Origin of the sequence: Vibrio sp. SCSIO 43132 (genome assembly GCF_019904195.1) — a bacterium.
GTDB lineage: Bacteria > Pseudomonadota > Gammaproteobacteria > Enterobacterales > Vibrionaceae > Vibrio > Vibrio nigripulchritudo.
Genome location: NZ_CP063199.1, coordinates 3,554,628 through 3,580,882, shown reverse-complemented (window position 1 = coordinate 3,580,882; position 26,255 = coordinate 3,554,628). Strand labels below are relative to the sequence as shown.

33 protein-coding genes are annotated in these 26,255 nt (G+C 45.9%); 19 read left to right on the top strand and 14 right to left on the bottom strand.

Going from position 1 to position 26,255, the window contains the following annotated elements; all coding sequences use genetic code 11:
• Nucleotides 1–4: 4 nt before the first annotated feature.
• The 8 genes from INR79_RS16035 to arcA form a co-directional block, all read right to left on the bottom strand.
• Nucleotides 5–1,261 carry an ABC transporter permease gene (locus tag INR79_RS16035; RefSeq protein WP_410482886.1) on the bottom strand — a complete coding sequence of 419 codons (1,257 nt, stop codon included), beginning with the start codon at nucleotides 1,259–1,261 and terminating at the stop codon, nucleotides 5–7.
• Nucleotides 1,261–1,974, bottom strand: a complete 714-nt coding sequence (locus tag INR79_RS16030; protein WP_004398424.1) for an ABC transporter ATP-binding protein — start codon at nucleotides 1,972–1,974, stop codon at nucleotides 1,261–1,263. The genes INR79_RS16035 and INR79_RS16030 overlap by 1 nt, the downstream gene beginning before the upstream one ends.
• Before the next feature lie 105 nt (nucleotides 1,975–2,079).
• Complete coding sequence (gene zrgA / locus INR79_RS16025) at nucleotides 2,080–2,898, bottom strand: zinc uptake protein ZrgA (RefSeq protein WP_223095095.1); 819 nt, start codon at nucleotides 2,896–2,898, stop codon at nucleotides 2,080–2,082.
• Between the two features lie 28 nt (nucleotides 2,899–2,926).
• Entirely contained in the window at nucleotides 2,927–3,226 is a 300-nt protein-coding gene (locus INR79_RS16020; RefSeq protein ID WP_022551691.1) for a DUF2607 family protein, read from the bottom strand.
• Nucleotides 3,227–3,440: 214 nt separating this feature from the next.
• Nucleotides 3,441–3,902 carry an aspartate carbamoyltransferase regulatory subunit gene (gene pyrI, locus INR79_RS16015; protein WP_022551690.1) on the bottom strand — a complete coding sequence of 154 codons (462 nt, stop codon included), beginning with the start codon at nucleotides 3,900–3,902 and terminating at the stop codon, nucleotides 3,441–3,443.
• 14 nt (nucleotides 3,903–3,916) lie between these two features.
• Complete coding sequence (gene pyrB / locus INR79_RS16010) at nucleotides 3,917–4,846, bottom strand: aspartate carbamoyltransferase (RefSeq protein WP_004398420.1); 930 nt, start codon at nucleotides 4,844–4,846, stop codon at nucleotides 3,917–3,919.
• Between the two features lie 238 nt (nucleotides 4,847–5,084).
• Complete coding sequence (gene argF / locus INR79_RS16005) at nucleotides 5,085–6,086, bottom strand: ornithine carbamoyltransferase (protein WP_022610882.1); 1,002 nt, start codon at nucleotides 6,084–6,086, stop codon at nucleotides 5,085–5,087.
• A gap of 165 nt (nucleotides 6,087–6,251) precedes the next feature.
• Nucleotides 6,252–7,472: an arginine deiminase gene (arcA, locus tag INR79_RS16000; RefSeq protein WP_004398418.1), complete on the bottom strand. Its 1,221-nt coding sequence runs from the start codon at nucleotides 7,470–7,472 to the stop codon at nucleotides 6,252–6,254.
• 619 nt (nucleotides 7,473–8,091) lie between these two features.
• Here arcA and rraB point away from each other — a divergent pair.
• Nucleotides 8,092–8,502 carry a ribonuclease E inhibitor RraB gene (rraB, locus tag INR79_RS15995; protein ID WP_004398417.1) on the top strand — a complete coding sequence of 137 codons (411 nt, stop codon included), beginning with the start codon at nucleotides 8,092–8,094 and terminating at the stop codon, nucleotides 8,500–8,502.
• 174 nt (nucleotides 8,503–8,676) lie between these two features.
• Nucleotides 8,677–9,474: a glycosyl hydrolase 2 galactose-binding domain-containing protein gene (locus INR79_RS15990; protein ID WP_004398416.1), complete on the top strand. Its 798-nt coding sequence runs from the start codon at nucleotides 8,677–8,679 to the stop codon at nucleotides 9,472–9,474.
• A 44-nt stretch (nucleotides 9,475–9,518) separates the two neighbouring features.
• Here the strand turns inward: INR79_RS15990 and INR79_RS15985 are convergent, their stop codons facing one another.
• Complete coding sequence (locus INR79_RS15985) at nucleotides 9,519–10,424, bottom strand: bifunctional helix-turn-helix transcriptional regulator/GNAT family N-acetyltransferase (protein ID WP_223095093.1); 906 nt, start codon at nucleotides 10,422–10,424, stop codon at nucleotides 9,519–9,521.
• 460 nt (nucleotides 10,425–10,884) lie between these two features.
• Here INR79_RS15985 and INR79_RS15980 point away from each other — a divergent pair, with 460 nt between their 5' ends.
• On the top strand, nucleotides 10,885–12,021 hold the full coding sequence (locus INR79_RS15980) for a YjgN family protein (protein ID WP_223095091.1): 1,137 nt from the start codon (nucleotides 10,885–10,887) through the stop codon (nucleotides 12,019–12,021).
• Nucleotides 12,021–13,016: a M48 family metallopeptidase gene (locus INR79_RS15975; protein ID WP_223095089.1), complete on the top strand. Its 996-nt coding sequence runs from the start codon at nucleotides 12,021–12,023 to the stop codon at nucleotides 13,014–13,016. The genes INR79_RS15980 and INR79_RS15975 overlap by 1 nt, the downstream gene beginning before the upstream one ends.
• A gap of 343 nt (nucleotides 13,017–13,359) precedes the next feature.
• Here the strand turns inward: INR79_RS15975 and INR79_RS15970 are convergent, their stop codons facing one another.
• Complete coding sequence (locus INR79_RS15970; protein WP_004398412.1) at nucleotides 13,360–13,749, bottom strand: RidA family protein; 390 nt, start codon at nucleotides 13,747–13,749, stop codon at nucleotides 13,360–13,362.
• Between the two features lie 91 nt (nucleotides 13,750–13,840).
• The gene (locus tag INR79_RS15965; RefSeq protein WP_223095087.1) at nucleotides 13,841–15,094 is read right to left on the bottom strand and encodes an amino acid deaminase; all 1,254 of its coding nucleotides are present in this window, start codon (nucleotides 15,092–15,094) and stop codon (nucleotides 13,841–13,843) included.
• A gap of 358 nt (nucleotides 15,095–15,452) precedes the next feature.
• Here INR79_RS15965 and INR79_RS15960 point away from each other — a divergent pair, with 358 nt between their 5' ends.
• Nucleotides 15,453–16,889: an N-acyl-D-amino-acid deacylase family protein gene (locus tag INR79_RS15960; RefSeq protein WP_223095085.1), complete on the top strand. Its 1,437-nt coding sequence runs from the start codon at nucleotides 15,453–15,455 to the stop codon at nucleotides 16,887–16,889.
• Between the two features lie 43 nt (nucleotides 16,890–16,932).
• Nucleotides 16,933–17,325 (top strand): RidA family protein, encoded by a 393-nt coding sequence (locus INR79_RS15955; RefSeq protein WP_004398409.1) that lies wholly within the window; start codon nucleotides 16,933–16,935, stop codon nucleotides 17,323–17,325.
• 73 nt (nucleotides 17,326–17,398) lie between these two features.
• Here the strand turns inward: INR79_RS15955 and INR79_RS15950 are convergent, their stop codons facing one another.
• Nucleotides 17,399–17,950 (bottom strand): YtfJ family protein, encoded by a 552-nt coding sequence (locus tag INR79_RS15950; RefSeq protein ID WP_223097038.1) that lies wholly within the window; start codon nucleotides 17,948–17,950, stop codon nucleotides 17,399–17,401.
• Between the two features lie 223 nt (nucleotides 17,951–18,173).
• Between INR79_RS15950 and INR79_RS15945 the strand changes: the two genes are divergently transcribed.
• Entirely contained in the window at nucleotides 18,174–18,383 is a 210-nt protein-coding gene (locus INR79_RS15945; protein WP_022551681.1) for a DUF1107 domain-containing protein, read from the top strand.
• 8 nt (nucleotides 18,384–18,391) lie between these two features.
• On the opposite strand, the gene msrA is transcribed toward INR79_RS15945, so the two are convergent.
• On the bottom strand, nucleotides 18,392–19,024 hold the full coding sequence (msrA, locus tag INR79_RS15940; protein ID WP_004398406.1) for a peptide-methionine (S)-S-oxide reductase MsrA: 633 nt from the start codon (nucleotides 19,022–19,024) through the stop codon (nucleotides 18,392–18,394).
• A 444-nt stretch (nucleotides 19,025–19,468) separates the two neighbouring features.
• Here msrA and INR79_RS15935 point away from each other — a divergent pair, with 444 nt between their 5' ends.
• From INR79_RS15935 to INR79_RS15885, 11 genes are all read left to right on the top strand, one after another.
• A complete protein-coding gene (locus INR79_RS15935; RefSeq protein ID WP_223095083.1) occupies nucleotides 19,469–20,653 on the top strand; it encodes an AraC family transcriptional regulator in 1,185 nt (394 codons plus the stop codon).
• A 103-nt stretch (nucleotides 20,654–20,756) separates the two neighbouring features.
• The gene (locus INR79_RS15930; protein WP_004398404.1) at nucleotides 20,757–20,957 is read left to right on the top strand and encodes a RebB family R body protein; all 201 of its coding nucleotides are present in this window, start codon (nucleotides 20,757–20,759) and stop codon (nucleotides 20,955–20,957) included.
• Between the two features lie 52 nt (nucleotides 20,958–21,009).
• Nucleotides 21,010–21,279: a RebB family R body protein gene (locus tag INR79_RS15925; protein ID WP_004398403.1), complete on the top strand. Its 270-nt coding sequence runs from the start codon at nucleotides 21,010–21,012 to the stop codon at nucleotides 21,277–21,279.
• 24 nt (nucleotides 21,280–21,303) lie between these two features.
• Nucleotides 21,304–21,570, top strand: coding sequence for a RebB family R body protein (locus INR79_RS15920; protein WP_004398402.1), 267 nt, complete (start codon nucleotides 21,304–21,306; stop codon nucleotides 21,568–21,570).
• 52 nt (nucleotides 21,571–21,622) lie between these two features.
• Complete coding sequence (locus tag INR79_RS15915; protein WP_022590738.1) at nucleotides 21,623–21,910, top strand: RebB family R body protein; 288 nt, start codon at nucleotides 21,623–21,625, stop codon at nucleotides 21,908–21,910.
• A gap of 59 nt (nucleotides 21,911–21,969) precedes the next feature.
• Entirely contained in the window at nucleotides 21,970–22,263 is a 294-nt protein-coding gene (locus INR79_RS15910) for a hypothetical protein (RefSeq protein WP_022590737.1), read from the top strand.
• A 78-nt stretch (nucleotides 22,264–22,341) separates the two neighbouring features.
• On the top strand, nucleotides 22,342–22,794 hold the full coding sequence (locus tag INR79_RS15905) for a RebB family R body protein (protein ID WP_223095081.1): 453 nt from the start codon (nucleotides 22,342–22,344) through the stop codon (nucleotides 22,792–22,794).
• The gene (locus INR79_RS15900) at nucleotides 22,787–23,059 is read left to right on the top strand and encodes a hypothetical protein (protein WP_004398398.1); all 273 of its coding nucleotides are present in this window, start codon (nucleotides 22,787–22,789) and stop codon (nucleotides 23,057–23,059) included. Before INR79_RS15905 ends, INR79_RS15900 begins: the two co-directional genes overlap by 8 nt.
• Nucleotides 23,060–23,071: 12 nt before the next feature.
• Complete coding sequence (locus INR79_RS15895) at nucleotides 23,072–23,359, top strand: RebB family R body protein (protein ID WP_223095079.1); 288 nt, start codon at nucleotides 23,072–23,074, stop codon at nucleotides 23,357–23,359.
• Nucleotides 23,360–23,442: 83 nt separating this feature from the next.
• Nucleotides 23,443–23,631, top strand: a complete 189-nt coding sequence (locus INR79_RS15890; RefSeq protein ID WP_004398396.1) for a RebB family R body protein — start codon at nucleotides 23,443–23,445, stop codon at nucleotides 23,629–23,631.
• An 18-nt stretch (nucleotides 23,632–23,649) separates the two neighbouring features.
• Entirely contained in the window at nucleotides 23,650–23,916 is a 267-nt protein-coding gene (locus tag INR79_RS15885) for a hypothetical protein (RefSeq protein WP_004398395.1), read from the top strand.
• Between the two features lie 389 nt (nucleotides 23,917–24,305).
• Here the strand turns inward: INR79_RS15885 and INR79_RS15880 are convergent, their stop codons facing one another.
• The gene (locus INR79_RS15880) at nucleotides 24,306–25,202 is read right to left on the bottom strand and encodes a hypothetical protein (RefSeq protein ID WP_004398393.1); all 897 of its coding nucleotides are present in this window, start codon (nucleotides 25,200–25,202) and stop codon (nucleotides 24,306–24,308) included.
• 479 nt (nucleotides 25,203–25,681) lie between these two features.
• Here INR79_RS15880 and INR79_RS15875 point away from each other — a divergent pair, with 479 nt between their 5' ends.
• Nucleotides 25,682–26,236, top strand: a complete 555-nt coding sequence (locus INR79_RS15875; RefSeq protein ID WP_004398391.1) for a hypothetical protein — start codon at nucleotides 25,682–25,684, stop codon at nucleotides 26,234–26,236.
• The last annotated feature ends 19 nt before the right edge of the window (nucleotides 26,237–26,255 follow it).

The window sequence follows — 26,255 nt, the reverse complement described above, 5'->3', positions numbered from 1 at the left end:
TCCTTTAAATCCTTATTGTCATGCCGTCTGCCAAAGACTGACGGTACGCCCTGAACGCGGGGATAAACCCAATCAGTATACCTGCGCTCTGCACTAATCCAAGTAACATCCACTCGTGGGCGCTTAATGCAGTGAGCTCTATATTTATGCCATACAATTGCGCGATGATGGGGCTGATTATTGCGATTAAAATGTAAAGAAGTGCGACGCCAAACATAATCCCTGCCAGAGTTAATGCACTGGCTTCACTGATGAGCAAAAAGAAAATATGTTTTGGTCTGGCTCCCATGGCTCGCAAAATCGCCATCTCACGCCGACGCTCCTGCAGGCTGGTCAGAAGGCTGCTGAGCATGCCCAGTAAACCTGCTACAACCACAAACCCTGATACCGCAAGCAGTGCCTGTTCGGCAACCGACATCATGCCCCAGAGCTCATGCAGGGCGATGCCCGGTAAAATAGCGCTCAAAGGTTCTTTGGTGTAGGTGTTGATTTGTCGTTGCAGGGCGAAGGTATGAATCTTCGATTTCAGCCCAAGCATAAAGGAAGTGATTTGTTTTGGCTGAAAATTTTGCTGTTCTAGCAGTTCTGCACTTGGCGTATTGCCAATTTTTGCACCAGACTCCCAACCAACATGAATGGCTTCGATGGCTTGCAGCGATACGTGAACCGTTTTATCAACCGGGGTGCCCGTTGGTGCAAAGATGCCGACAATCTTAAATGGCAGATTGTCGTGGCGGTTAAACGCTTTGTCTGCGATTCCGTGGGCGATGATGATCTCGTCGCCAATTTTGTAGTTCAGTGTTTTTGCGACATCTGCGCCGATAACGGTTTCAAACAGACTGTCAAATGGTCTTCCATCTCTGAGTGAGAGAGGCTGCTTCTTACCATATCGGAAATGTTCGAAGTAACTTTGATTGGTCCCTAGTACCCGGAAACCCTGATGTGAGTCTCCAAGCGACATCGGGATAGCCCATTTTACTGAGCGATGCTGACTGAATTCTTCAAAGCTTTTCCAATCAATGTTGTTGGTGGCATTGCCGATTCGAAAGACCGAATACAGCAACAGGTTCACTTGCCCTGAACGCGAACCCACAATCAGATCGGTGCCGGATACGGTATTGGCAAAGCTGCTTTTTGCCTGTGTTCGGATGCGTTCTACGCCGAGCAACAGAACCACGGAAATAGCGACCGTCAAAATGGTCAGCAGCGCAGTGGCTTTGCGGTTCCCTAAACTTTTTCGGGCTAAATGAAAAATAGCCATTATCCTCGCCCTCCTGCTGCTTGGTTGATGGTAGGGAGATCGATGGTGCGATCAAAGAAAGGTTCGAGTGTCGGGTCATGACTGACAAAAACCAGTGTGGTATTCGCTTGTGAAGCTTCTTCCATCAGAAGTTCAATAAAGGCTTCTCGGTTGTCATGGTCGAGTGCTGAAGTGGGTTCATCTGCAATCAGCAGTTCCGGATGACCAATCAGAGCTCGGGCAGCCGCGACACGTTGTTGCTGACCAATACTCAAGTCTATGACCGGTGTATGAATCTTTTCTTTTGGCAGATGAAGTCGTTCAAGCAGATGTTTGGCTTCCTGCTCCAGTGATTGTTTTACTTTGTTTTTTCTGGTGCTGGAAAACTGACAGGGAAGCAGAACATTATCGATGACCGACAGGTACGGAAGCAGGTTAAATTGCTGGAAGATATAGCCAATGTGATCGGCTCTGAAACGGTCTCTTTTGCCCTGTGAAAGCTCAGATACCGCTTCGTTTAATAGGTTAACGCTGCCTTTCTGAGGTGTCAGAATACCGGTGAGTAATCCGAGCAGAGTGGATTTCCCACACCCACTGGGACCTTTAATAAACACACGCTCTTTTGCCTGGATGGAAAATTCATCGATGATCAGTGTATCCGGAGCATCCGGTGCCCAGGCATAACGGATGTCTTGCAAAGTAATGATCTGCGAAGACGTTGGAGAGTCTGGCATGGTGTAATCCGTCTATTGTTATTTGTTATCTTATGGATCAAATACCCAGCCTGACGGCTGGGTATCAATGTCGCTATGTTGCTTTATATCTCAAGATTCGCTGGTTTAGAACGAAACTTTGTGATTATTGGGAGTAAGCTCAGTGGCAACCTGCGCTTTATCCGTAATCATGTTAACCGACATCTTTTCCGTTGACGGGAATTGCTTAAACCACTGTGTATCGATTTGGCTCAGCTTTTCGATGTGTTCACAGTCGAAGTGGTATTCAACAATGAACTCGCCGTGACCACCGTGTTCCTCATGATCATGTCCTTCATGGTCATGGTGCTCATGTTTATCATGATCGTGCTTGTCGTGGTCATGGTGTTCATGTTTGTCATGATCGTGTTTATCGTGGTCATGATGCTCATGTTTGTCATGATCGTGCTTGTCGTGGTCATGATGTTCATGTTTGTCATGATCGTGCATATCGTGGTCATGATGTTCATGTTTGTCATGATCGTGCTTGTCGTGGTCATGATGTTCATGTTTGTCATGATCGTGCTTATCGTGGTCATGATGTTCGTGCTTATCATGGTCATGATCATCATGGGACTCATCTTCGCCAAGAGTATGACGAACTTCTGTGAACGTTGCTTTACAGTGCGCAGCAGAAGAAAGTGTCATGACGTTATTAGCCTGATTCAGCGTCGCTAGTGCTTCTTTTAACTGCTTAGTTTGCTCTGCATTTTTAGGCGCACTTTCAAAACCAACCACATCTGCACCTGGTGCGTGAATTTCCATCAGTAGCTCGTTGCCATCCTGAGCAATATTCAGCTCAACCACACCGTGTACGTGTGCGTCGTGCTGACGAAATTCTTCTGCCTGTGCTGATGTTGTAACGATTGCGGCTGCCAATAGTGAAAGTTTGAATACGTGGTTCATGTTTACCTCTGATTTATAAGTGAAAATATTACGAATTGTGAGCAATAGACTCAGACAGAGGAGGTGAACGCGCGTAATAGGATGGCAGCGGTGCGCGATCAGGTTTCAGGACATCATAGGCCTTGGTCCAGAAAACGTGCGGCACATAAGGAACAGTGATGATTGATCCAGAAATGGCGTGCTTACTGACGGAAAACAGCTCGCAGATATGATCCTCATGATGAGCGGGTTCCCAGTCCTGACTGTGCAAAACGTACGCAGTACTCATCCACATCACCGCAGCGATGGCGAGCATTGAACAGGTTTTGTTGTACGTCCGTGTCAGCATTGAATTCTGGCGTTATCGATAAAGGGCTAAATGTAATAACATAACAGGGCACCTGCAAGCGAATTTTCAGACGTTTCTAACCAGTATCATTGTTCTGTACTCAATCTGCACAGGATGAGCTGGAAAAGCGTCATTTTGGTTAAATTCAGGGCAGTTAACACAAAAAAGCGACCTGATGGTCGCTTTCTGTTTTCTCTACTTTAAACCGCCGCTATTACAGCTCGGTGACGATCTCGCGTGAGAAGGATTTTTCGCAGTATTTGCACTTAAGTCTCACGTCACCATTACGCTCTAACAAAGAAAATACCGTGTCTACAGGTTCGAAGTTAGAGATACAGTTTGAATTCGGACAGGCAAAAACGCCTTGAATACGTTCCGGTAACGAAAGCGCCAGCTTTTTCACGACTTTGTATTCTTCAATCTGATTTACTGTCGCGTGTGGTGCGTACAGCGCGAGTTTTTGCGCCTGATCTTCGTTGATGAACACGTTCTCAATCTTCAGCAGGTCTTTGGCTCCGAGTGCTGAAGAAGGCAGGTTCAGACCAATGGTGACACGCTGCTCAGAATTGTGCATGTCGAACAATCTAAGCACTTTAATACCAATGTGCGCAGGGATATGGTCGATCACTGTGCCGTTGCGAATTGCTTCAACTTGCAATTGAGTTTCTTTAGCCATGATGATTCTCCCTGTTACAGAGTTTCGTTAAGGACAAGTGCCAGAAGCGCTTCACGGGCATATACGCCGTTTTCTGCTTGCTGGAAGAAGTATGCGTACGGCGTTTTATCAACATCGACAGTGATTTCATCCACGCGTGGCAATGGGTGAAGTACTTTCAGGTTGTCTTTCGCTTCAGTCAGGGTCGCGGCAGTTAAAACGTAAGCGGACTTGATGTGAGCATATTCAGACTCGTCGAAGCGCTCTTTCTGCACGCGCGTCATATACAGGATGTCCAGTTCTGGAACCACACTTTCCATTTCGGTATGCAGGCTGTATTGAATGTTTGCGTCGTCCAGTTCTTCACAGATGTAATCCGGCATCGCCAGTGCTTCTGGGGCAATGAAGAAGAAACGGTTGTTATCGAATTTTGCCAGAGCCTGAGTCAGCGAGTGAACCGTGCGTCCGTATTTCAGGTCGCCTACAAACGCGACATTCAGGTTGTCTAAACGCCCCTGTGTTTCATAAATGCTGAACAGATCCAACAAAGTCTGTGTAGGGTGTTGGTTCGCACCGTCGCCAGCGTTAATCACAGGCACGTTATTGGAAAACTCAGACGCCAGACGCGCGGCACCTTCTTGTGGATGACGCATAACAAAAGCGTCTACGTAAGAAGAGATAACCTGAACGGAATCGGCCAGCGTTTCGCCTTTTTTAGCCAGCGAAGTGTTGCCGTCGTTGTCGAAACCAATCACATCTCCACCAATGCGCTGTACTGCTGTTTCGAATGACAGACGCGTACGAGTGGAAGGTTCAAAGAAACAGCTTGCGATGACTTTGTTTTTGATGAGCTCTGGTTGTGGCTCTTTCTTTAACTGAACCGCGGTTTTCACGATCAGTTCCAGTTCATCGCGCGACAGCTCTGAAATGGAGATGATGTGCTTTTGATAGAGTGAGTTCGCCATGATCTTCTTCCCTATGGTGATGCCATAAAAAAGCCCCCCTAAATAGGGAGGCTTTAAAAATTACTACGGGAACAATAAAACAAAACAGGGAAGCCTTGGTGCTTCTTAATCATCGCTAGAGCAGAGATGAGTGTTGGTTTCATTAATCGTTCCTCAGACAAATTGCGGAGAATTATACGCCTAAGGAACGTGATCGCAAGCGATTACATCAGGTTTTTATCCTAATATGCTCTCGCTTTTATCCGAGAGTCGCTACCATCACCGCTTTGATGGTGTGCATTCGGTTTTCTGCCTGATCAAAGACAATCGACTGCTCAGATTCAAACACCTCTTCTGTTACCTCTAAGCCCTGTAATCCGTACTTCTCCGCGATCTCTTTACCAATCACAGTTTCATCGTTGTGGAAGGCTGGCAAACAGTGCATGAACTTGGCATTAGGGTTACCCGTTGCCTGCATTACTTCGGTATTTACCTGGTATGGGGTCATCTGAGCGACACGCTCGTCCCAGGCTTCCGATGCTTCACCCATCGATACCCAAACATCTGTGTAGAGGAAATCGGCACCTTTTACGCCTTCTGTTACGCTTTCTGTAAAGTGAAGTTGAGCGCCCGTGGACTGAGCGATGGTCTGGCATTCGTCAATCAATTCCGCATTTGGCCAGTAAGCTTTCGGAGCTACTACCGTAAAGTGCATCCCCATTTTAGCGGCACCAACTAGTAGTGAATTACCCATGTTGTAACGGGCATCACCTAGGTAAGCAAATTGGATTTCATGAAGCTGCTTACCTTTGCTGTGTTCCAGCATGGTCAGGAAATCTGCCAGAATCTGAGTAGGGTGGAACTCATCGGTTAACCCATTCCAGACAGGCACGCCTGCGTGCGCTCCCAGTTCTTCAGCAATGTCTTGACCAAAGCCCCGGTACTGAATGCCATCGTACATTCTGCCAAGAACACGCGCGGTATCTTTCATCGACTCTTTATGTCCAATCTGAGAACCAGATGGACCAATGTAAGAAACCTGAGCTCCCTGATCGAACGCCGCGACTTCAAATGCGCATCGGGTACGGGTAGACGCTTTTTCGAATATTAATGCGATATTCTTGCCGACCAGTTTCTTCTGCTCTGTGCCTGAGTATTTGGCCGCTTTAAGTTGCTGCGACAGCTGAATCAGAAACTCAATTTCTTTAGGCGTATAGTCAAGAAGCTTAAGGAAATTGCGATTACGTAAATTGAAAGCCATAAATCTTCCTTGGGTATTGCCGGTGCGTTAAAATCTACTTATACATATAAATTCACTTTTTGTGAATGATTATTTTTGTGTAATCAAAAAAAGGTTGATGCGCATAGCATCAACCTTTTCAGTTTAGCAGCCCAATTATTAGTCAGGCTAAGGAGAGCGGGTATATCAGATTCCATCTCTTTCGATTGGGCAGCTCATGCAACGAGCGCCACCACGACCACGACCCAGTTCATTGCCAGGTATGGTTAAAACTTCAATGCCAGCTTTGTCGTATTTTTCGTTGGTGTAAACATTGCGTTCATACGCCACAACCACACCCGGTTTCACCGTCAAAACGTTGTTAGCATCGTTCCACTGTTCACGTTCCGCTTCGTAGTTGTCACCACCTGTTGTGATGATTTTTAACTGATCCAGACCAAGCGCCTGCTCTACGGCGTGGATATAGTTAGGAACTTGCTCAACGTTCATGGCTTTGCCGCCATTAGGAGTAAGACGCCAGGTTTCCAGATCGTTTCGCATGATTTCCGGGTAAACGGAGAATGTATCGACGTCCATATGCGTCATCACCGTATCTAAGTGCATGCAGGAGCGATGTTTCGGCAGATTAATAGCGATCACTTCCGTGGCCTGACCCGTTTCAAACAAGCCAGCCGCCAGATTTTCTACCCCTTGAGGAGTGGTACGTTCAGACATACCAATCAGAACCGCGCCTTTACCAATAACCAGTACGTCGCCGCCTTCAATGTTTGCGTTATCGTAGTGCAGATCTTCGTTACCGAAGTACTTAATAAAGTCCTGCCCGGCAAATACTGGGTGCCAGCGATAGATTGCGCGCAGATGGTTGGTCTCACGTTGGCGCGCAGGCATCATCATAGGGTTCAGTGACACACCGCCGTATACCCAGCAAGAGGTATCACGGGTAAACAGATGGTTAGGCAAAGGCTCAATCACAAAATCCAGTGGCTGATGCATTTTAGGCAGCATGGAAGAAGAAGCGATGGGCAACTCTGAATAGGCTAAACCACCCAGCAATACGGTTGCGAGATGTTCGTCATCCATTTCACTCAGGTAGCTACGCAGCTCACGAGCAAAAGTAGGACCGTATCTAAAGTCAGAAATCTGAGTATTCAGCAGCCATGTTCTCGCTTCAGGTACGGCAAGTGTCTCGACCAGAAGATCGTGCAGCAACAGAACTTCTACACCTTGATCTCGCAGAGTCTGGGCGAACGTATCGTGTTCTTCCCCAGCGGCTTCTACAGCTAGAACGTCATCAAACAACAGTTCCTGGCAATTAGAAGGGGTAAGGTGGGTGAGTGCGCGCTCGGGACGATTTAACAACACTCTGCGCAATTGACCGACTTCAGAGCCGACATACAGCTTACTCATTGGGTGTCCTTTCTTATATATCCATAACTGATCCTCGGGCTTAATTTGGCTTCCAGTACAGGAAGGTAGCCAGAGGATGACCTGCATTAAAATGAGGTCGGACTCACATTTATGGCAAGGATGAGAGCAAGATGCAAGTCGGTAATATAGTGATAATATCGAAGATAACCGCGTTTTTTCGGAATATATGCCTTTAAAACTTTAATTTGATAAATTTTACTTTCGTTTAACGGCGTGTTGTTACATTCGAACAGATGCCTGAATATTCATCGTGCTCTCACTCAGGCGAATGAGAATGTATGAGCTGGTGTGAATGAAGATGCATGATTCGAGCAATATGTCATAAAAAGCGTTTGTTTTATTCATTTTGACGCCATTCTGCTCTATGCACATTTGCATCATAATTTGGCGGAATAACCAGAAATTGACGTTTTAACCTTCACCTGACTTTGTTCTGTTTCAAAATTTCATTACCCAATTGTTAATATTTTGTTTATGTGACTTAGGGTCAATTTTGAAGTGCAGAAAAAATGCACGGGAATTGGGTTTGTCGGTGGTAATTTTTTACGATCCATGCCATATTTCACGCGTTTTATAACTTTGAGAGCGGAGCAAGCGAATGTCTCAACAAGATGAATACCTATCGGTAGAAGAGTTACTTGAGATTCAGAAAGAAGAAACTCGTGAAATCATCAATGCGTTACTTGAAGACGGCAGTGAGCCCGATGCTCTTTATGACATTGAACATCACCTGTTTGCGGAAGATTTCGACAAGCTGGAAAAAGCCGTTGTTGAAGCCTTTAAAATGGGCTTTGAAGTGCTTGAAGCTGAAGAAACGGAAGACGAAGACGGCAACAAGCTGCTTTGTTGTGACGCCACGATGGAGTCAGCGCTAAACGCAGAAGCCATTGATGAGCAGGTAGAAAAGCTGGTAAACCTTGCTGAGAAATACGACATCATCTACGACGGATGGGGCACGTACTACGAAGGCGAAGATGCCGCCTATGACATTGAAGACGACGAAGAATAACGTCTAACTCACCCAATTTTAAACGCTGGCTTATGCCGGCGTTTTTTATGAATTGTGGTCGGGGACTTTTCATGTACAAAAATCGCGTGCTGGTCAGACTATTGAAATTTCATTAGAAATTATGTGTCTTCTTTCATTATAATGCCCCCAAACTTGATCTGGCTCAATTTATCCATGCAACTTTCACTCGCAGGTCTTTGGCAGGTTTCTCCACTGACCGACCTTTCCATCCCGCAGGATGACATTACTTTCCCCGCGCCGCTTAGTCAGGTGTTGCCAGAATCATTGTCTGAAGAATCTATTCGCCAGCAAGAATGGCATTTAATGCACGATATCGACGTTGACGATGCAATGCTGGCTTTTCCTGCGGTAGATTTAGTGATGGCAGGGGTGGATTACTACGCAGAGGTGAGAGTAAATGGCGTTGCAGTATTTGATTGTGATGGTTCACAAAACCGATACAAGAAAGACATTCGACCTTATTTGCAGCCAGGCAGAAACCGATTTGAGATCCTGTTTCTAGAGAAAGACGACGACTGGCTGTTGGAAGAAGAACCGGAAGTGTGTGCGTTGAATCAGGAACCTGTTGTAGAAACCGATTCACGAATTGGCGTCTGGGAGATTCCTTATCTTCAGTTTATTCGCCATCTGAGACTCGACCACATTACAACAGAGCAGATCTGGCACCACGGCGGCGGCTGTGAATTCAAAGTTGATCTTTATTATCAAACCTTTGCAGCGGGACTGATTTCTGCGTCGGTGAAGTTTGACGGCATGACTTACCACATTCCAATTGATGTAAGAGCGGATCACGCCACAGCGCTGTTTCAGGTTGAAGCACCGCGCTATGCCAACCCGATTTTCCCAAGTGACAAGGATTTGTATCAGTTGGATGTGGCTTTAGACGGTCAAAGCCAACAGATGCGAATTGGTCTGAGCAAAGACTTATGCGTTACCCACTTTCCGGTTTAGCACCCAAGTATCCTCTTGAGGTTACTTGGGGATGTTTGAAGTGGTTAGATCGCCTTTGCCATAGCCACTTCGCAGGCATCATGCCCTGTATTACCCCACGGAGCATCCAGATGTTCAAATCCGAGTTTTTCATACAAAGCGATAGCGGCTTTTAAGCAAGCCGTGGTTTCCAGATAGCACTGTGAGAAGCCATTCTGGCTGGCGTGTTCCATTGCCATTTTAGCGATGGTCTTGGATAAACCTTTCCCCCTTGCTTCTGGCAAAAAGTACATTTTCTGTAACTCACACACTTCTTCCTTACCTTGCAGTGGCGCGTATCCTCCGCCACCAATCACTCTGCCATTACTCTCAATCACCCAGTATTGAGAGCGAGGCTGAGAGTAGGTGTCGTAAAGAAACTCAAGCGTTGGGTCAGCAACACTGAAACCCTCTTTGGAAGACAGCCCATGTTCTTCCGATACCTGACGAATAATGGTTGCCAGTGCCGCATTGTCGCTTTTTCGTATAGGGCGAAGTGTCAGTTCAGAGCTTGCTTCAGCTGTTTCTAAAGCGCGAGTGTAGCTTTCCAGAGCCTTATGTAATACCGATTTCTCTTCTGCCGATAACTGGTTTAGCGCAGCCTGATAACGTGCATTTTGCTGGTGGTTCAACTGAGCAAGTTGCCTTTCTCCTTTGGGAGTCAGTGCATAAAGAATGCTGCGCTTATCTTCTTTGTTGGTCGACACCTCGATACATTCTTTACTCGCGAGACTTTTCAGAGTCCGGCTGGCATTGGATTTGTCGACATGAAGCTTTTGTGCAACCTGATTAACCGTGAGAGGACATTGCTCCAGTTCAATCAGGCAGTGTGCCTGCACTGGGGAAAGTTCAACATCACCGCACTGTTTGTCTAACATGCCGAGCTGACGGACAAGATCGCGTGAAAGGGTTCGTAGAGTAGAGACATTCATAAGGCTGATTAAATTTAGTTGCGAATAGCAACTAAATTTAATGGTCAATGATTACTAGATCAAGTGGTGCATGATTACGTTAGTTAAAAGCTGTGATCCGACTCTTCTTTAGCTTGCGTTCTAATGATCAGTTTCTGATAGAACAAGTGGCTTTAGCGCTACGAAATGTCCTTTCCTTAAATAGTCATAGAAGATTGTTTTCGGTTTTTTGATTGCTTTTCCCAATTAAAAGACTTCTATCTAGTTCGCAAACATGAAATTAACTCGCATTTAGTGATCAAGTAAGTGGCTGAAAAAGCGTCATATTGGTATTTTAGTCACGCACTTATGTAAGTGTTTGTATATCAACTTAAGAAAACGTGAGGAAGCGTGAAGTTTCTTCACTTAGCTACAAAACAAATCGCTGACTTTTCGCCCCACATTTCACAATCGAAAAGCAGCTACGTCAGAATGGATAATTATGGAAGATAAAAACAAAAAGAACCCTTTCAAATTTGAAGGGGAAGGCTCTGAATTTTTTGGAATTTGGATTGTAAATATACTTTTGTCGGTGATTACGCTCGGAATCTATTCCGCCTGGGCAAAAGTGCGCACTAATCAGTATTTTTATGGTAACACTAAGTTAGATAATGATGGTTTTGAATATCACGCCAAACCCATGCAGATCTTAAAAGGACGCATTGTTGCGGCGGTGTGTCTTGTCGCCTGGAGTATCTCAAACCAATTTTTCCCAATCGTTTCATCGGTACTCATACTTGCATTTCTGGTCATATTGCCTTGGCTAGCGTGGAGCAATGCTCGTTTTGATGCAGCCATGACCAGTTACCGCAACGTACATTTCTCGTTTGCGGGCACATTAAAAGAGGCTTATATCGCGCTGTTTGGCAGAGGTTTGGTCGTGTTTGCACTCTTCATGGTGGGCACAATGTCCATACACTTTGACATTGTTCCTCTCGCAGCGGTCTTGCTACTGAGTGTCCCTTTTGCTTTTGTTTGGGTAACTGTCGGTATATCGAACTATTTTGCTAACGGTTATCGCTATGGCAAACGCCAGTTTTCAGCGGAATACACCTTGGGCGACTACATGAAGATCTACCTTAAAGCCATGCTGTTTGGCGCGGTAGTAATGATTGCTATTGGGGCTGTGGTTGCGGTTGTTGCTGGTTCTACCATCTTTACCTCGGGCTTTGATTTTGGCAATGCAAATATCTTCGGTTCAATCATTGTTATCTACATCGGTCTCTTCTTTGGTGGTGTGGTAGTGAACGCTTATAAAGCGGCACAAATTCGCAATTACACCTTTGCTGAACTATCCGTAAAAGATGCGGATAATCAAAACGATGAGTTTAAATTCGAATCTACTCTGGATACTTGGAGTTACGTTGGTTTGATCGTGACCAACTTCCTGCTTCAACTGGTGACTCTGGGCATTGCAAGACCATGGGTGATGGTTCGAACCAGCCGATACCTTGCAGACAACACGTATGTAATCGGTGACCTGTCTAACCTTGTGGTTGAAGGTGAAGAGCAAGACATGAAGTCAGCGATTTCTGATGAAATCTCCGAAGCATTTGACGTCAATATCGGGATTGGCTAATGCGTATTAAGGGGATGGCTCATCCACCTCTCAGCTCCGCAAAATCAGACGCGGAGCTGGATTTATCGCAACGCGACTTTATGTACCTTCATGTAGATGGACAGATCGTGAGTGCGTCTATCCACGACATAGAGGTCACTTCCTCACCGGGTAAACTTCCCCCTAAGATTCGTTTTCCATCTGGCTGGCTTTTTGTGCCAGAGCGAGCGGATGAGGTGAACGCGTACCTCAAGAAACACGGGCAGAAAGGGCTCCTTGGCAAGCTAGAGACCAATCTCACCGCGATTCTGGTGAGTGCTTTGCTGATCATCGGGCTGACGATTGGCACCTTCACCCACGGTATTCCCTGGTTTAGCCAGCAAATGGTGGACTGGGTACCCGACGAAGCACATGAAACGCTGGCAGACTATGTGCTTAAGTCGATTGATGAGGAATGGCTGCTGCCCTCGGAGTTGCCTGAAGATGAACAAGCGCGAATCCGGGAACGTTTTTACGCTCAGGTTCAAAGCTTGCCGCCAACAAAATTTCAGCCGCAGTTAGAGTTTCGAAAGTCTGGTGACTTTCCGAATGCGTTTGCTCTGAGCGGTGGCGTGATCATCATGCTGGATGAGATGGTAGAACTGGCCGAATCGGATGAAGAAGTTGACGCCATATTGCTTCACGAACTTGGGCATATTCATCATCAGCATGTGATGAAAAGGCTGATTTCTTCCAGTCTGGTATCAGCCACGGTCGCACTCCTGACCGGAGAAAGTTCCGGCATGATTGACACCATGGTCGGTGCTGGTGTGTTTATAATGCAGAGCGGTCATTCCAGAGAAGCCGAGCGCGAAGCGGATGAGTATGCCAAAGCTTCGTTAATCACTTTGCATGGCAGCAGTGAGCCGCTGGCGAAGATTTTTGAGCGTCTGCACGAGTCTGCAATGGACATACCCGAATGGTTAAGCACCCATCCAGATATGGAAGAGCGGATAGAAGAGGCAAGAGAGCCATAGCTGGCGCTTATCTCTAGCTCAGGCTAAATAAAAAACGAGTGCAATCGCACTCGTTTTTTAATGAAATTATACTCAAACCACCTCAAGATGCAGGATTCAGAGCGTTATCTCCTGCTTCAGTTCAAGGAAAAGAATGCAGTGGAATGACGAGTCCTTTCCAAGTTCTTTGACGATGAAATGAGGCAGGAGATACGCTCCCAAGGGCGAGTTTGCTTGGCTTTCATACTGCGTTATCGATTCTCGATTTAGAGCCACTAGATCTTCAAATCGATGTCTTGTCTGAAAACCAAGCAACTCTCGCTGAAACTAGCACCTTGAGGCGGTTTGAGTATATAGCAAATCGTTACTTACGAACGGCAATCGCTTCAATTTCAATTTTTACGTCTTTTGGCAGACGAGCCACTTCTACACAAGAACGTGCTGGGTAGTTTGCTACGTCGTGTTCGTCGAAGAATTTGCCGTACACTTCGTTTACCGTACCGAAGTCGTTCAGGTCTTTAACAAATACAGTCAGTTTTACGATGTCAGCTACAGTCAAACCTGAAGATTCAACCACTGCTTTTACGTTTTCAAGAGACTGACGCGCCTGAGATTCGATGTCTTCTGGCACTTCACCCGTTGCCGGAATTACAGGGATCTGACCTGATGTCAGTACCATGTTGCCTAAATCAACACCTTGTACGTAAGGACCAATTGCAGCAGGGGCAGAATCTGTATGTAGAACTTTCGTCATTGTTTTCGTTTCCACGTTGTTCAAAAGGTGTTTCAGTTTGCCTTGTCGTTCTCATGACGTAAAGATATTCATTGTGATACAGGCGTATGTTTTAGAACTGAGTTTCCACCAGATGCGTTACTTGATAGTCATCGTCACACACACATACATAGCGCCACTTATCAAACGTTAAGCAAGGGTGAGAGGTAGAAAACACCACAATATCGCCCACTTTCAGGTTACTGTCTTCTGGAGTCGATATATAAGTATGTTGATCCATGATATCTGTTGCTTTTAGCTCCGTGATATCCAGCAACTCGCCGTTGCGATAACGTCTCACTGGGGTTGGCAGACCGGCATCAAATGCCACGTCCCGTTTGCCTAGCCCTACGATGGCTTTTCCCGGTTCAGGAGTAGAAATCACATACGCCCACATTTCCAGTGAAGAAGTTAAGTCGCTTCCCATGTGACACGCTACACTGTTGTCCCGCGCGCTGCGGTCGAGTACTTTTTGCTGCGCATCCTGATAGATGCCTGTGTCGTGGATAAGGTAGCACCCAGGGCGGATAACCGTGGTCAAGTAGGACTGATGCATAAAGCACTCGGAAACCACGTCATACCAGGCAGACCCTGCACCTGTAAGAATCGGGCACTGACGTTTAATTAACCCTTGCTGCTTGAAAGACAGAGCCAGTTCCACAGCACTGCCAATAAAGTAGCGAATGCGGCGTTCAGAATCTTCACAATGATGAATTGCTCCTTCATAGAATTCGACACCATGAAGTTCAACGCCCGGTAACTCGTGGATCAATCCAGCCAGCTGCTGCATGGTTTCTGGGTGGCGAACGCCACAACGTCCTCCTGCCATGCCGTATTCAATAAGCAAATTAATCTCTTGCTGGCGACCGTTGAAATACTGGCTCAACTGCTCGATGTTGTCTTGTGAATCGACGCAGCAATACAATTCTATGTCTGGATTCTCAAGTAGCTGAGAAGCACGCGCCATGTTTGCTTTTCCCACTAACTGATTCGCAAGCAGGATGCGTTTCGCTCCGGCTTCAAATGCGACCCATGCCTGCTGAATGTTTGCGACAGTAATTCCCCATGCACCTGCTTCCAATTGTTGTTTGAACAGTGCAGGGCTCATCGTCGTTTTTCCGTGAGGTGCCAGTTTCACCAAATGCTGATCAGCGAAGGACTGCATCCATTGAAGATTGTTACGAACAGCAGAATGCTTGATAACGGCAGCAGGCAACATGATCTCTTCGTCGATCAGGCTGTATTTTCCAGATTCATTGGATTGAACCCAAACCCCTTTAGTACCGACGTTATCCAGTATGTCTTGGTAATTTGTAACACTCTTCATGATTTCTCTTTCCGCATCCTATTTTTTCTAACAAGGTCAAAACACCTGTGAGAACTTTACGTTATCGCGATCTTTGCTTTTTGTTGTGATAGAAAGTATCACACAAGCTTTAATAAACTGTGCGTATTCTCACTGTTTGGTAAATTCATTACTCCTAATATCGGATTCATACTGAGGCGAGTTCATTGATATTCACGTATTAACCTGAATGTTGGTGTTGATTTAACTTGCTGTTTTAACTTTCTATTTTTTGTGTGCAGAGCGTAAGTGCCAGAAGACGTAGCAAATCGATATGGTCTCTTCGTTTCACTGTATTCGGAATGTTAGAAATAAACACGGAGCCTACAGGGGAACCTAAATGCACTACGATGTGGTGTTCAGAAATGTCCATCTGATCGACGGGACAGGAGCGGATGGATACAGCGCTGATGTCGCCATACATAACGAGAAGATCGAAGCGATAGGCGATCTTGCCAACGCACAGGCGATCACTCTGATCGACGGACAGAATCTGGTGTTGTCACCCGGATTTGTGGATGTTCATACCCATGATGATACCAACGTGATCCGCTACCCGGATTGCCTGCCAAAGATCAGCCAGGGTGTCACAACGGTGATTGTGGGCAACTGCGGTATCAGCGCATCACCAGCTGTATTAAGTGGCGAGCCGCCCGATCCAATGAATCTTCTGGGTAAGCAGTCAGACTTTGTCTATCCCACATTTAAATCCTACGCCGAAGCCGTAGAGGCTGCGATTCCTGCGGTTAATGTGGCGGCACTGGTTGGTCATACAACGCTTCGCAATAATGTGATGGATGAACTTCATCGCCCTGCGTCTGGTGATGAAATTACCGTGATGAAGAATACGCTTCATCAAGCCATGGCAGAAGGGGCTATAGGGCTCAGTTCTGGTTTGGCTTACGCCAGTGCGAAACAGGCGCCCACGGAAGAAGTGATGGCATTGGCTGAAGAGCTAGCGGAATTTGGCGGCATTTATACGACACACATGAGAACCGAGTTTGAGCTGATTCTGGAGGCGATGGACGAAGCTTTTCGCACCGGGAAGCATGCCAAAGTGCCGGTGGTGATTTCTCACCTGAAATGTGCTGGGGCAGGCAACTGGGGTCGCACGGTTGAGGTGCTAGAACTGATGGACTACACCGCGAAACATCAGGATGTGTGTTGCGACTGTTATCCATATTCTGCCAGTTCTTCTACCCTCGATCTCAAACAGGTGACCAGCGACTTTGATATCTTTATTACTTGGTCGGATCCACGTCCGGATTTAGCAGGGCGAATGCTGAAAGACATCGCCAGTGAGCTGGATCTGTCTCTGATGGATGCGGCGAAAGCCCTTCAGCCAGCGGGTGCAGTTTATCACTGCATGGATGAAGATGACGTTGAGCGCGTGCTGAAATACCGGTTATCTATGGTGGGATCAGACGGTTTACCTAACGATCCTCACCCGCACCCAAGACTTTGGGGGACGTTCCCTAAAGTGCTGGGTCATTATTCTCGCGAGAGACAGTTGTTCTCGCTGCCCACCGCTGTTCACAAAATGACAGGCATGTCAGCAAAGCGGTTTGGGCTTTCTCAGCGTGGGGAAATCAAAGAAGGCAACTTTGCCGATCTGGTGTTGTTTGACCCTAGCCAGATTAAAGACGAAGCGACGTTTGAAAATCCGGTCGCAGCAGCAAGAGGTATTCACCTTGTGATGGTGAATGGAAAGATTTCATACCAAAACGGACAGGTCGCGACAACGCGGCATGGTCGAATGTTATGTCGAAATAAATAATGATGAGGGATTTGCCCTCGAAGTATCAAAACTGGAGAGTATTATGACAATTAAACGTTATGGCGTTGAAGGCGGCACAGGCACAGGTGGTCAGCACCTTCCGTTTGCACGAGCAACAGAAGCGGGTGGTTTCTTGTATGTGTCTGGTCAAACGCCAATGACGGATGGCGAGGTGGTTGAAGGCGGCATTGTGGATCAGTCTCGTCTGGCGATTCAAAACTGCGTCGACATCATGACAGAAGCTGGTTACGGGCTTGAAGATGTGGTTCACGTGAAAGTCGTGCTAACGGATTCACGTTACTTCCAGTCGTTCAACAAAGTATTTAAAGAGTTCTTTGGCGAACATCCTCCGGCGCGCATTTGCATGGTGTGTGATTTGGTGGTGGATGTGAAAGTGGAAGTGGATGTCACCTGTTACCGAGAAGACCGTCGCTGATCGAGTAAATACAATCAAAAATAGCGCCCTATACCCATTGAGTATAAGGCGCTATTTTCTTTTCTATTTGGGATTAAAGGCTGGCTTTGACCAGTTCAATCACTTTGGCGATTTCATCCTGACTGAGTGATCCTTCTTTTACAAACAGCACTTGTCCTGCTTTGTCGATCACTGCAATGGCAGAGCTTTCTTCCTGAAGTTCCCAGGTACTGGCAACCACCCCTTTCTTGTCCAGAATAATGGACGACCAGGAAAACTCCTTCTTGCTATCTTCAGCCGAAGATTTCACAAACGATCCGGTTCCCCAAATTGCATCATCCTGATTGATGATGGTCGTGGTCTGGTATGAATCTCGTGGAAACTTCGCTTCGGTAATGGCTGCCATTAAAGGCGCATTCATCTTTTTCGAACTGGAACGACCTGCAATCGCCTGAATGACTCGCACTTTGCCATTCAGATTGCCAGTCGACCATTCTGCGTATTCAATTTTATCGCCATTCAGCATCAGTTCGCCGTGGCTGGAAACGGTGGTAGAGGGCAAATTCTTGCCCACTTCAATGGTGTGCGCCATGCCCATTATCGGGGCAGCAGCAAGCACTAGGGTGGAGAGCAGTTTTATTTTCATCATGTTATCCGGCTGATTTCATTAATGAGTATTTAGTTATGGTTGTTGCGGGTGCTAAAGTAAGTCGCTGATTTAAAAGCAGGGTACTCAAGTTAACGTGTCCGCATTCACAGGTTAGCCCAAATTCGTTCTATTAAGCGAATACTTGGCTCCAATTTTGCAAATTTGAACACACAAACTCATCACAGATGGTAAAAGCGTCAAAAAAGGGATGGAGGGAATCATGGAACGGGTATTTAAGCACTATCATCCAAGACAGATAGCTAAGTTCGTCAAAATTCTGTTCAAGGGATCGTTCAGCATCGCGGGAATAGGGATGTTCTATTTCGAACAGGGCAAGGTGTTACTACCTGACATCAAAAACAAAGAAATGCTTGAAGTGATGAAGGAAGTCAATGCGACCATCGACTCCCTTTCTGGATTTGCCGCTTAAGCTATCTTTTAGCTTTCTGGCGGGAAGCACACACCTGTACCACCCAAGCCGCAGTAGCCCTGTGGGTTTTTCGCTAAATATTGCTGGTGGTAGGTTTCGGCATAAAAGTATGTCGGTGCTGGCAATACTTCTGTAGTAATGTCATCACGCTGCTCGGCAGATAAGGCTTTTTGATATTCCAGCTTTGAATCCACCGCTAACATCATTTGCTCTTCACTGGTCACGTAAATTGCGCTGCGATACTGAGTACCGAGGTCATTGCCCTGACGCATCCCCTGAGTTGGATCGTGATTTTCCCAGAATGCCTGTAGCAAAGCTTTAAACGAGATAACCTGCGGGTCGAATACCACGCGCACCACTTCTGTATGACCAGTTTGTCCGGTACAGACTTCCTCATAGGTTGGGTTTTGAGTAAAGCCCCCCGCATAACCTACCGATGTTGAGACAACACCTTCAAGTTTCCAGAAAAGACGCTCTGCTCCCCAAAAACAGCCTAAGCCAAATATTACTTCTTGCTGGCTTTCAGTCGGCTTGTCGAAAATGTTGGTTTGGTTAACAAAGTGCGTCGCTTCAACGCTCAACGGTGCATCGCGACCTGGCAGTGCGTCGTTAGCTGAAACCAAGGTTTGTTTATCTGCCATGTGGATTCCTTTCTGATGATGGTGAAGAGGTATTAAATAGCAGAGTGGTCAATGAATCAATAGAACGGTGAGTAAAGTTATCGAGCTTAAATACGTAAGGAGTACGGTTTAATTGACAAAACTATTATATTTATCTGTTCTGTTAATATTTAAAAATATTAACAGAGTAAGTTTCTATTACTTATGTAATAAATTCTAACGGACCTTAAATACTTCATGTTTAATGAATATATGACTGATTTTATTTAAGTAAGTGTTTTATATATTAAACCTTATTACAGTTTTTGATTAATTTGTCGTCTCAGTTTTTTGTTTGATCGAGATTATATACATATTCTCGGCATAGAATGGCTCGTAAAGATCGTAATATACACCAATATTTTAATAAGTTACCCAACTAGGATGTGTGTTCAACGTAATTGGCTAAATAAAAAGGAATTAATTTTGAACACGACATCGAGAGCAATAAAAACGTCATCTTGTATTTCAGAAGAACATGATTTGGTTAAACATCATCTAGAACAATTTCCCATAATTGGAACATCGGCATCGGCTCTGAGAACCAAGCAGCAAATACAGTTTGCCAAAGAAATGAATGTGTCCGTGTTTATTACGGGTGAAAAGGGCACGGAGAAAACAGAAGTGGCTCAGTATATCCATGATAATAGGCTGAATATTAATGGAAAACTGATTCGGCTCTCTCCTAATTTTAGTAGCCCAGATGTATACAAACTCTATCTGAAGAAAGCGATAACAGATGCTCAGTCAGGGACGTTATTACTCGAAGATATTGATGAACTCTCCCGAGAAATTCAGGATTTTCTAATTTATGCTTTTACCATTGATGGCTACCAAGAAAAATTAAATAAACAGAATGTTTCATTAATGGTTTCATGTAACACGTCAATATATTCATTAAAAGAAAGCAATGCTTTTCTCAGTGTTCTTTTAGAATGCAATATACCGTATATGGAGATTAATATTTCTCCTCTTAGTGAGAGAAAGGAGGATATTCCAGAACTCATTACCCATGTCATGGAAAAATTTGATCTGCAAGAAGGTACTTCCATTACGGAGGGGGCTCAATACCTTCTCAATCAATATCATTGGCCAGGAAATCTCACCCAGCTTCGAAGTCTTTTGGTGTTGCTTGCCTCCTGCAGTTATGGGGAAATTACCGAACAGGATGTGTTGTCCGTTGGTGTAATTAAAAAGACCGACTGTTCATACGATATATTTGAAACCATCTTAGAAAAAAGGTTTGAGAGGCTAGAAAACCTTCACCCAGCTTTAAAGAAAGCACTGATTTACCTCGGGGAAAACTACACAGAATCGATCAAACTGACGGACATGGCTTCTGCCTCTTACACCAGCCCTTCACACCTGTCTTTCCTGTTTCGGGAGCACCTGAACTTGTCTTTTAAAGGCATTTTGGTTCGGGTACGCATTCAACGTGCCAAACAGCTCTTTGATGCGTCACCCATGCTAAAAGTTACCGATGTCTGCCTGCAATCTGGTTTTGGCGATCTCAGTCATTTTGAAAAAATGTTTAAACGGTATGCCGGATGCACGCCTCGCCAGTATCGGGCTCAAAACAGGCAACGTCCTCAATTCTCTTTAGCCGTTTAGAAAGGATTGATTTAAACCCCTCGATAGTCCGTCGGTTTCGCCAAGTTGAAACCCAGCTGAGTGCCTAATATGAGAAGCAAGAACGGACACAAAGATTCATTGAATGGAAATCGATATAGAAAAAATGCTGCGTGAGTTTTCGCCGGTGACCTCAAGAAATATGCATCTCAATATGGTTGCTGATTCTCTGGGGAAAGCGTCAGAAAACGCCACTCACGCGCAGCAACAGATCCAAACCATATTGATCACCAATACGGCACTGGGGTCTGGATTGATTTATTCGATTGCCGCCAAAGGATCTTAGCCGGTTCTGAGGCGCACTTTGGTGTGTCTCTTCATCAAAAGGAGCACTAACTATGTCAGTGAACGGAGCCGTTACAGATTCTGTAACGCAAGTAAATACCTCTGTGGTCGGTGAAACGCCTGCTATGGCAGAAGGAAACCTGTTGCTTGCTACCAGCCATGCAATGGGCATTTCTGCACACAATAGCACGGGGGCAAACCAGCAGGCCCAATTGGTACATCAGACTTCAACCATTCAAGGCGTGAACTCGCTGTTTGCCACTGGCACAGCAGTGGTCGGACGCAGTGTTGAACTGATTTTAGAACCTCAACCAGCAGCTTAATCAATAGAAAACTAGGAGATTATTATGGCTGATACTGTAAACGCACAAGTGACTGATTCGGTCACTCAAGTTAATACAAAAGTCGTGGGTGAAACACCAGCAATGGCAATGGGCAACCTGCTTATGTCTACCAGCCACGCGTTGAGCAATGCCGCCCACAACGCAACGGCAGCGCAGCAGCAAGCACAAATCACCATGCAGGCAGCGACGGTGCAGGGTGTGAACTCACTGATGGCGATCGGTTCATCTGTGATTGGTCGTGGTGCAGAAGGCATCATTGAGAAAGGTTAATCCTTAGCTCGATTCGCAATTTCTTCAATTAACGTATTAAAAGGACGAACGTATGTCAGACGCAGCAACAGCACCGACAACAGTCAACGGTCAGGTGACCGATTCGGTTACTCAGGTAAACACTAAAGTTGTGGGTGAAACACCAGCCATGGCAATGGGTAACTTGCTTATGTCTACCAGCCAGGCGCTGGGCACAGCCGCTCACAATGCCACAGCAGGTCAGCAGCAAGCGCAAATTACCATGCAAGCAGCAACGGTGCAGGGCGTTAACTCTCTTATGTCTATCGGTAGCTCGGTCATTGGTCGAAGCGCTGAAGGCATTATCGAGAAAGACGCGTAATGCAGAAAGCACCTTTGCCTGAAAACGATGGCAAAGGTGCATTCTAAGGAGACTTGAATATGAAAGACATCAATTCCCCACCGGATCAAGAGAACTCGGCGTTTAACGCCGCCAACCAGTCGGTGGCACAGTCTTCGGCAATCGCACTGGCTGATGCCACAGACAACTTAAGAAACCTAAACACCCTGAGCACGACAGCAATTGGCACCGCACTAAGTCAGATGCTGGAAACCGGTGACACCAAATACTTTGAGATCATCGATCAAGCTCAGCGGGTCGTCACCAACGGTGCCGAAAACTTTGGTGTGGTCGGTGAGAAGGTAGCCACTGTTCTGCAGGATCAGGCTCAGTAAATGCCATTGCAGAGTGTTGCTTTGTAATCACGAAACCGTCTTATGACATGCATAACTTAAGCGTAAACAGGAGTGAACATGGAAGAGCAGGATACGCGATTTGAAAATGAGTTTGAGCATGAAGTCTCAAGCCAGACAATAGACGAATTTAACACGCTTCAGGCTTTTTCCGTTCAGCCTACCAGCCTGCTGGAAACCACTCTGGCAGATACTCTGGGTTTGTCTATGCATAACGCGGTCACCAGCCAGCAGCAATCTCAAATGACGACGGCGGCGTCAGTCACCAATGCCTGTGCCAGGCTTTTACAAACTCAGGTAAGACCCGCTCCGGTGGTTCAGGAATCGACATCCAATCCAGCTCCTCAACCAGCGGCTAACCCCCAGCCAATGTCTGGTTCACGGGCATTGAAAATGGGGCACGATGAAGAGCCGGAACTCGCAGCAGAACCTGCTGAACCCGTCGAGGACAAAAAAAACAGGTTTAACCTGCTGGGATTTCTTAAGAAAGACAAAGGAGACAGCGGTGAGTAGTGAAAAAGTGGGCAGTGAAAATGCTCTGAACTTTGACGTAAACAAGCAGTTGGAGCAGATAGAAGCGTTTACTCGTGAGCAACAGCAGGAAGTTCAGGCGATGATCGCTAAATCGCAAGCGCAGTTCAAAGTGTCTGATCCGGAAGAATCGGTCGAGAAGATCGAAACGGAAGTCAACAGCATGCTCAGCAACGTTGAAGGTTTGCTAGAGCAAGAAATGGGAAAAATTAACCAACAACTGCAGCAGTTGTTACCAAGTGAATAATGGAGTCTAGAAATGCCAAAACCTAAAGACGAAGTAAAAGTAAACGAGCAGATCACCGATTCTGTCACCCAGACCAATACTCAGGTGTTGGCAAGTTCGCCTTCAAACGCCATGGGTAATTTGTACACCTCCATGGGATTGGCAATGTCGAACCTGAATAATAATGCCACCAATGCTCAGCAGCAGGCGAATATTGGAATGCAGGCAGCAACCGTGCAAGGGGTGAACGCACTCACCGCCATCGGCACTGCTGCTCTTAGCCGGGCAACAGAAGAAATCGTTGAGAAAGATAGCGAATAAAGCTTATCCCTATGGTCAACAGACCCTAATACCCCATTTAGGCCATCCCTCTTTGATTGGCCTTTTCTTTTTGGAGAGCATCAATGAGCGACGATGGTAAGAAAGAGCTGGAACAAGTGTCGGACATGATAGTGCAACTTGCCGACTCCGCCATGTCAGACACCATGGGGTTACACATGCAAAATGCGGTAACCACTCAACAGGGAATGCAAACCGTTGCCAACGCCTCAACCTCAACCGCCTGTGCCTTAATCCTCAAGAAAGGTGGCTAGTCAGCATAAGGGCAGGGTATGGCGAGTGAAAGTACAACAGATAAAGCAAAGCAGTCGGTGGCGCAGTCGACCGCAATCGCGGTTCAGGACGCGGCTGATAACCTGCGTAACCTGAATACCATGAGCACAACAGCCATTGGTGTTGCGCTCTCAGAGCTTTTGGCTACCGGTGACCCCAAATACGTTCAGGTGATCGAACAGGCTCAGAAGATCATGGAAAAAGGGACCGCCAATTTTGCAGAACTCGGCAGTAAAGCGGCGGAAGTTGCCAAGAAGTTTGATTGATTCATTTGTCGATGAAATAAGTAAATTCACCATAAATCTCATTGCATTAGCAAAGATTACCACTCAGAGTCTCTTTTAAAATTTCCTCTTTGAGAATAAAAAACTTAACCCTAAGTTATCCCGAGTTCAGGTTACTTAGGCACAAGGAGAACCAATGCGAATACTTGAACTGCTTATGTTAGCCTGGCTGACCTTTCTGACTCTTTATCAATTCAACCAAGCCTTTAAAGGCGTCGTCGATGCCTGGTTGCGGACACTGTAAAACTAAGGTCAACAGACCCTAAGAACAACAGATCCTAAATTTTGAAGAAAATCCAGGTGCACAAAGAGTGCAGCCTGGATTTGTATATATGATGTGATTTTGAAGTGTTATTCAGGTTTGAAGAACGTTAAACCATCACGTCACAGCAGCTATCGGTAAGAATGGTGTAAGTGTCACTTCCATCAAAAACAGTCAGCGCTGAATATTCGTCATCGTCGTAACCCAGCCAGTTGAGATAGGCTTCCTGAGTCTCGCTCAATTCGGAATGTGAAACCGAATCGACCCCTTCTAACGCAAAGTTTGAACCTGTCACAACAAGCCCATACTGATCAAAGCCATTGTTTTTTAAATGTTCAGACGTAAGATTAAAATTCGAGGTTTGCGCAGTACCGACAATCACTTCGAAGTTTTTGAAATCGACGGAATCATCCGTACCAAATACAAACTTGTCGAAGCCTGAGCCCCCGTCAACGTCGCGCACAATGCCGTCTTCCGCGTTCTTCAGTTTTGAAATATCAACGAAATCATGCCCAGAGCCGGCATTGATGGTGACATCAGTCAGATGAGAATTGTTGCTGTCCACCATTTTGATAACGTCATTTCCCGCTCCGGTTGAAATATCAAAATCGTTTTCCCAAAGACTGTTGTTGGATTGAACGGAAATATAGATTTTATCGTGACCACAACCCGTCTCGATATCGCCGCGTTTAGAGTTATTGATAAAAACTTTAGAGCCACAGTAGTTATTCAGAGAGACATTCACATCCACAAAGTTTTCAAGGTAAACACAGCTCGAATCCCCTTCGACTTTCGCCTCTTTGTAATTACCTTTGTCCCATTCCTCTGTTCTGGCGTAGATTTTACCGCCGTGTCCCCAATCGTAATTGGCTAGATCAACACCTTCATCTAGCCCGAACGACCAACCTGTACCTATGATCGCCTGTGTCGCATTTTCAACTGTTAAATTTCCGGCTGTTCCTGTGCTATCTAAATTTGTAGTGCCGACCAACAGTACATCTTTCATAACAATAACCTCCATTTAAGTGAAACGACATGTTTCGAAGTGGAGTCTATTTGTTAATTTTGCGTTAGGAAATGTGTGAAAGAGACATTCATCTCAATATAGGGCGAGGGTATGACAAATTGGTTACCGTACGTTTTTCTACTTCATTTAATGGGATTAGTTGCACTGAAATTAATATAATAAAACTCATACTATAAAATTAGATATATTTAATAAAAGTAGTTTAACTGGCTGAGTTTTCAACTCTTCACCATTCATACGTTGATTACCGAATTTCCTAATCCTTTGTTTGTTGGGTTTTGAAGTGCTTCGATGTCTCGAAATGCCTCAAGCAGTAGAGCAGTCAAAGAAAAGCGTGGGACAGGCAAAAGAAGCGGGATCCAATCTCCGGTTTTTTTAGATACATTATTGATAATGGTTCTTATTCGTATAAAGTTAGTAACAAACATCACCAACGCGTAATAATAGCGGAGACCGAAATGGACCAATCTGACATCACCAAGCTACTTATTCCTCAGAGTGACTGGGCATCCCCAGATCTTTATCTGTATGAGAATGAAGATCGACTGCGCCTGAGCTTAGCTGGTGCGATTCAATTCAGTGGGATCAACAGCATCGGAGGGTTGGTTCTCGGATTTAGGCTGGTGCAATACGCGGTTGAACTGAGTGCAGGGTCGGGAGCATTACAGCGCGACGGCATCAGTATTTATACTTCTTTCCCTGGGCGCGGTACGCAAGACGCATTCGAATACACTTGCCGCGCACTGCGCGATAAGCGCTACTGCTGCGATACCACGCTTCATCATCCTGGTGCGCAATCGGGTCAACGAGGTCAATTCCTCTTTACTATGCGAGTGAATGAGCAGTCTATGGTTATGACGCCAGCCGACGGTTTGCCACAACACAGTTATTTTGAAGCAGATAGAAGATCAAAAGACAGTCATGAAGCGGCGATGAAGTGGCGTGACGAGAAAATCAACTTCGCCAACACGTTGCTGAGCCTGCCTCCAGAGAAGTGTCTGCGAGTGTTGTAACTGACCAATTGAACGTAAA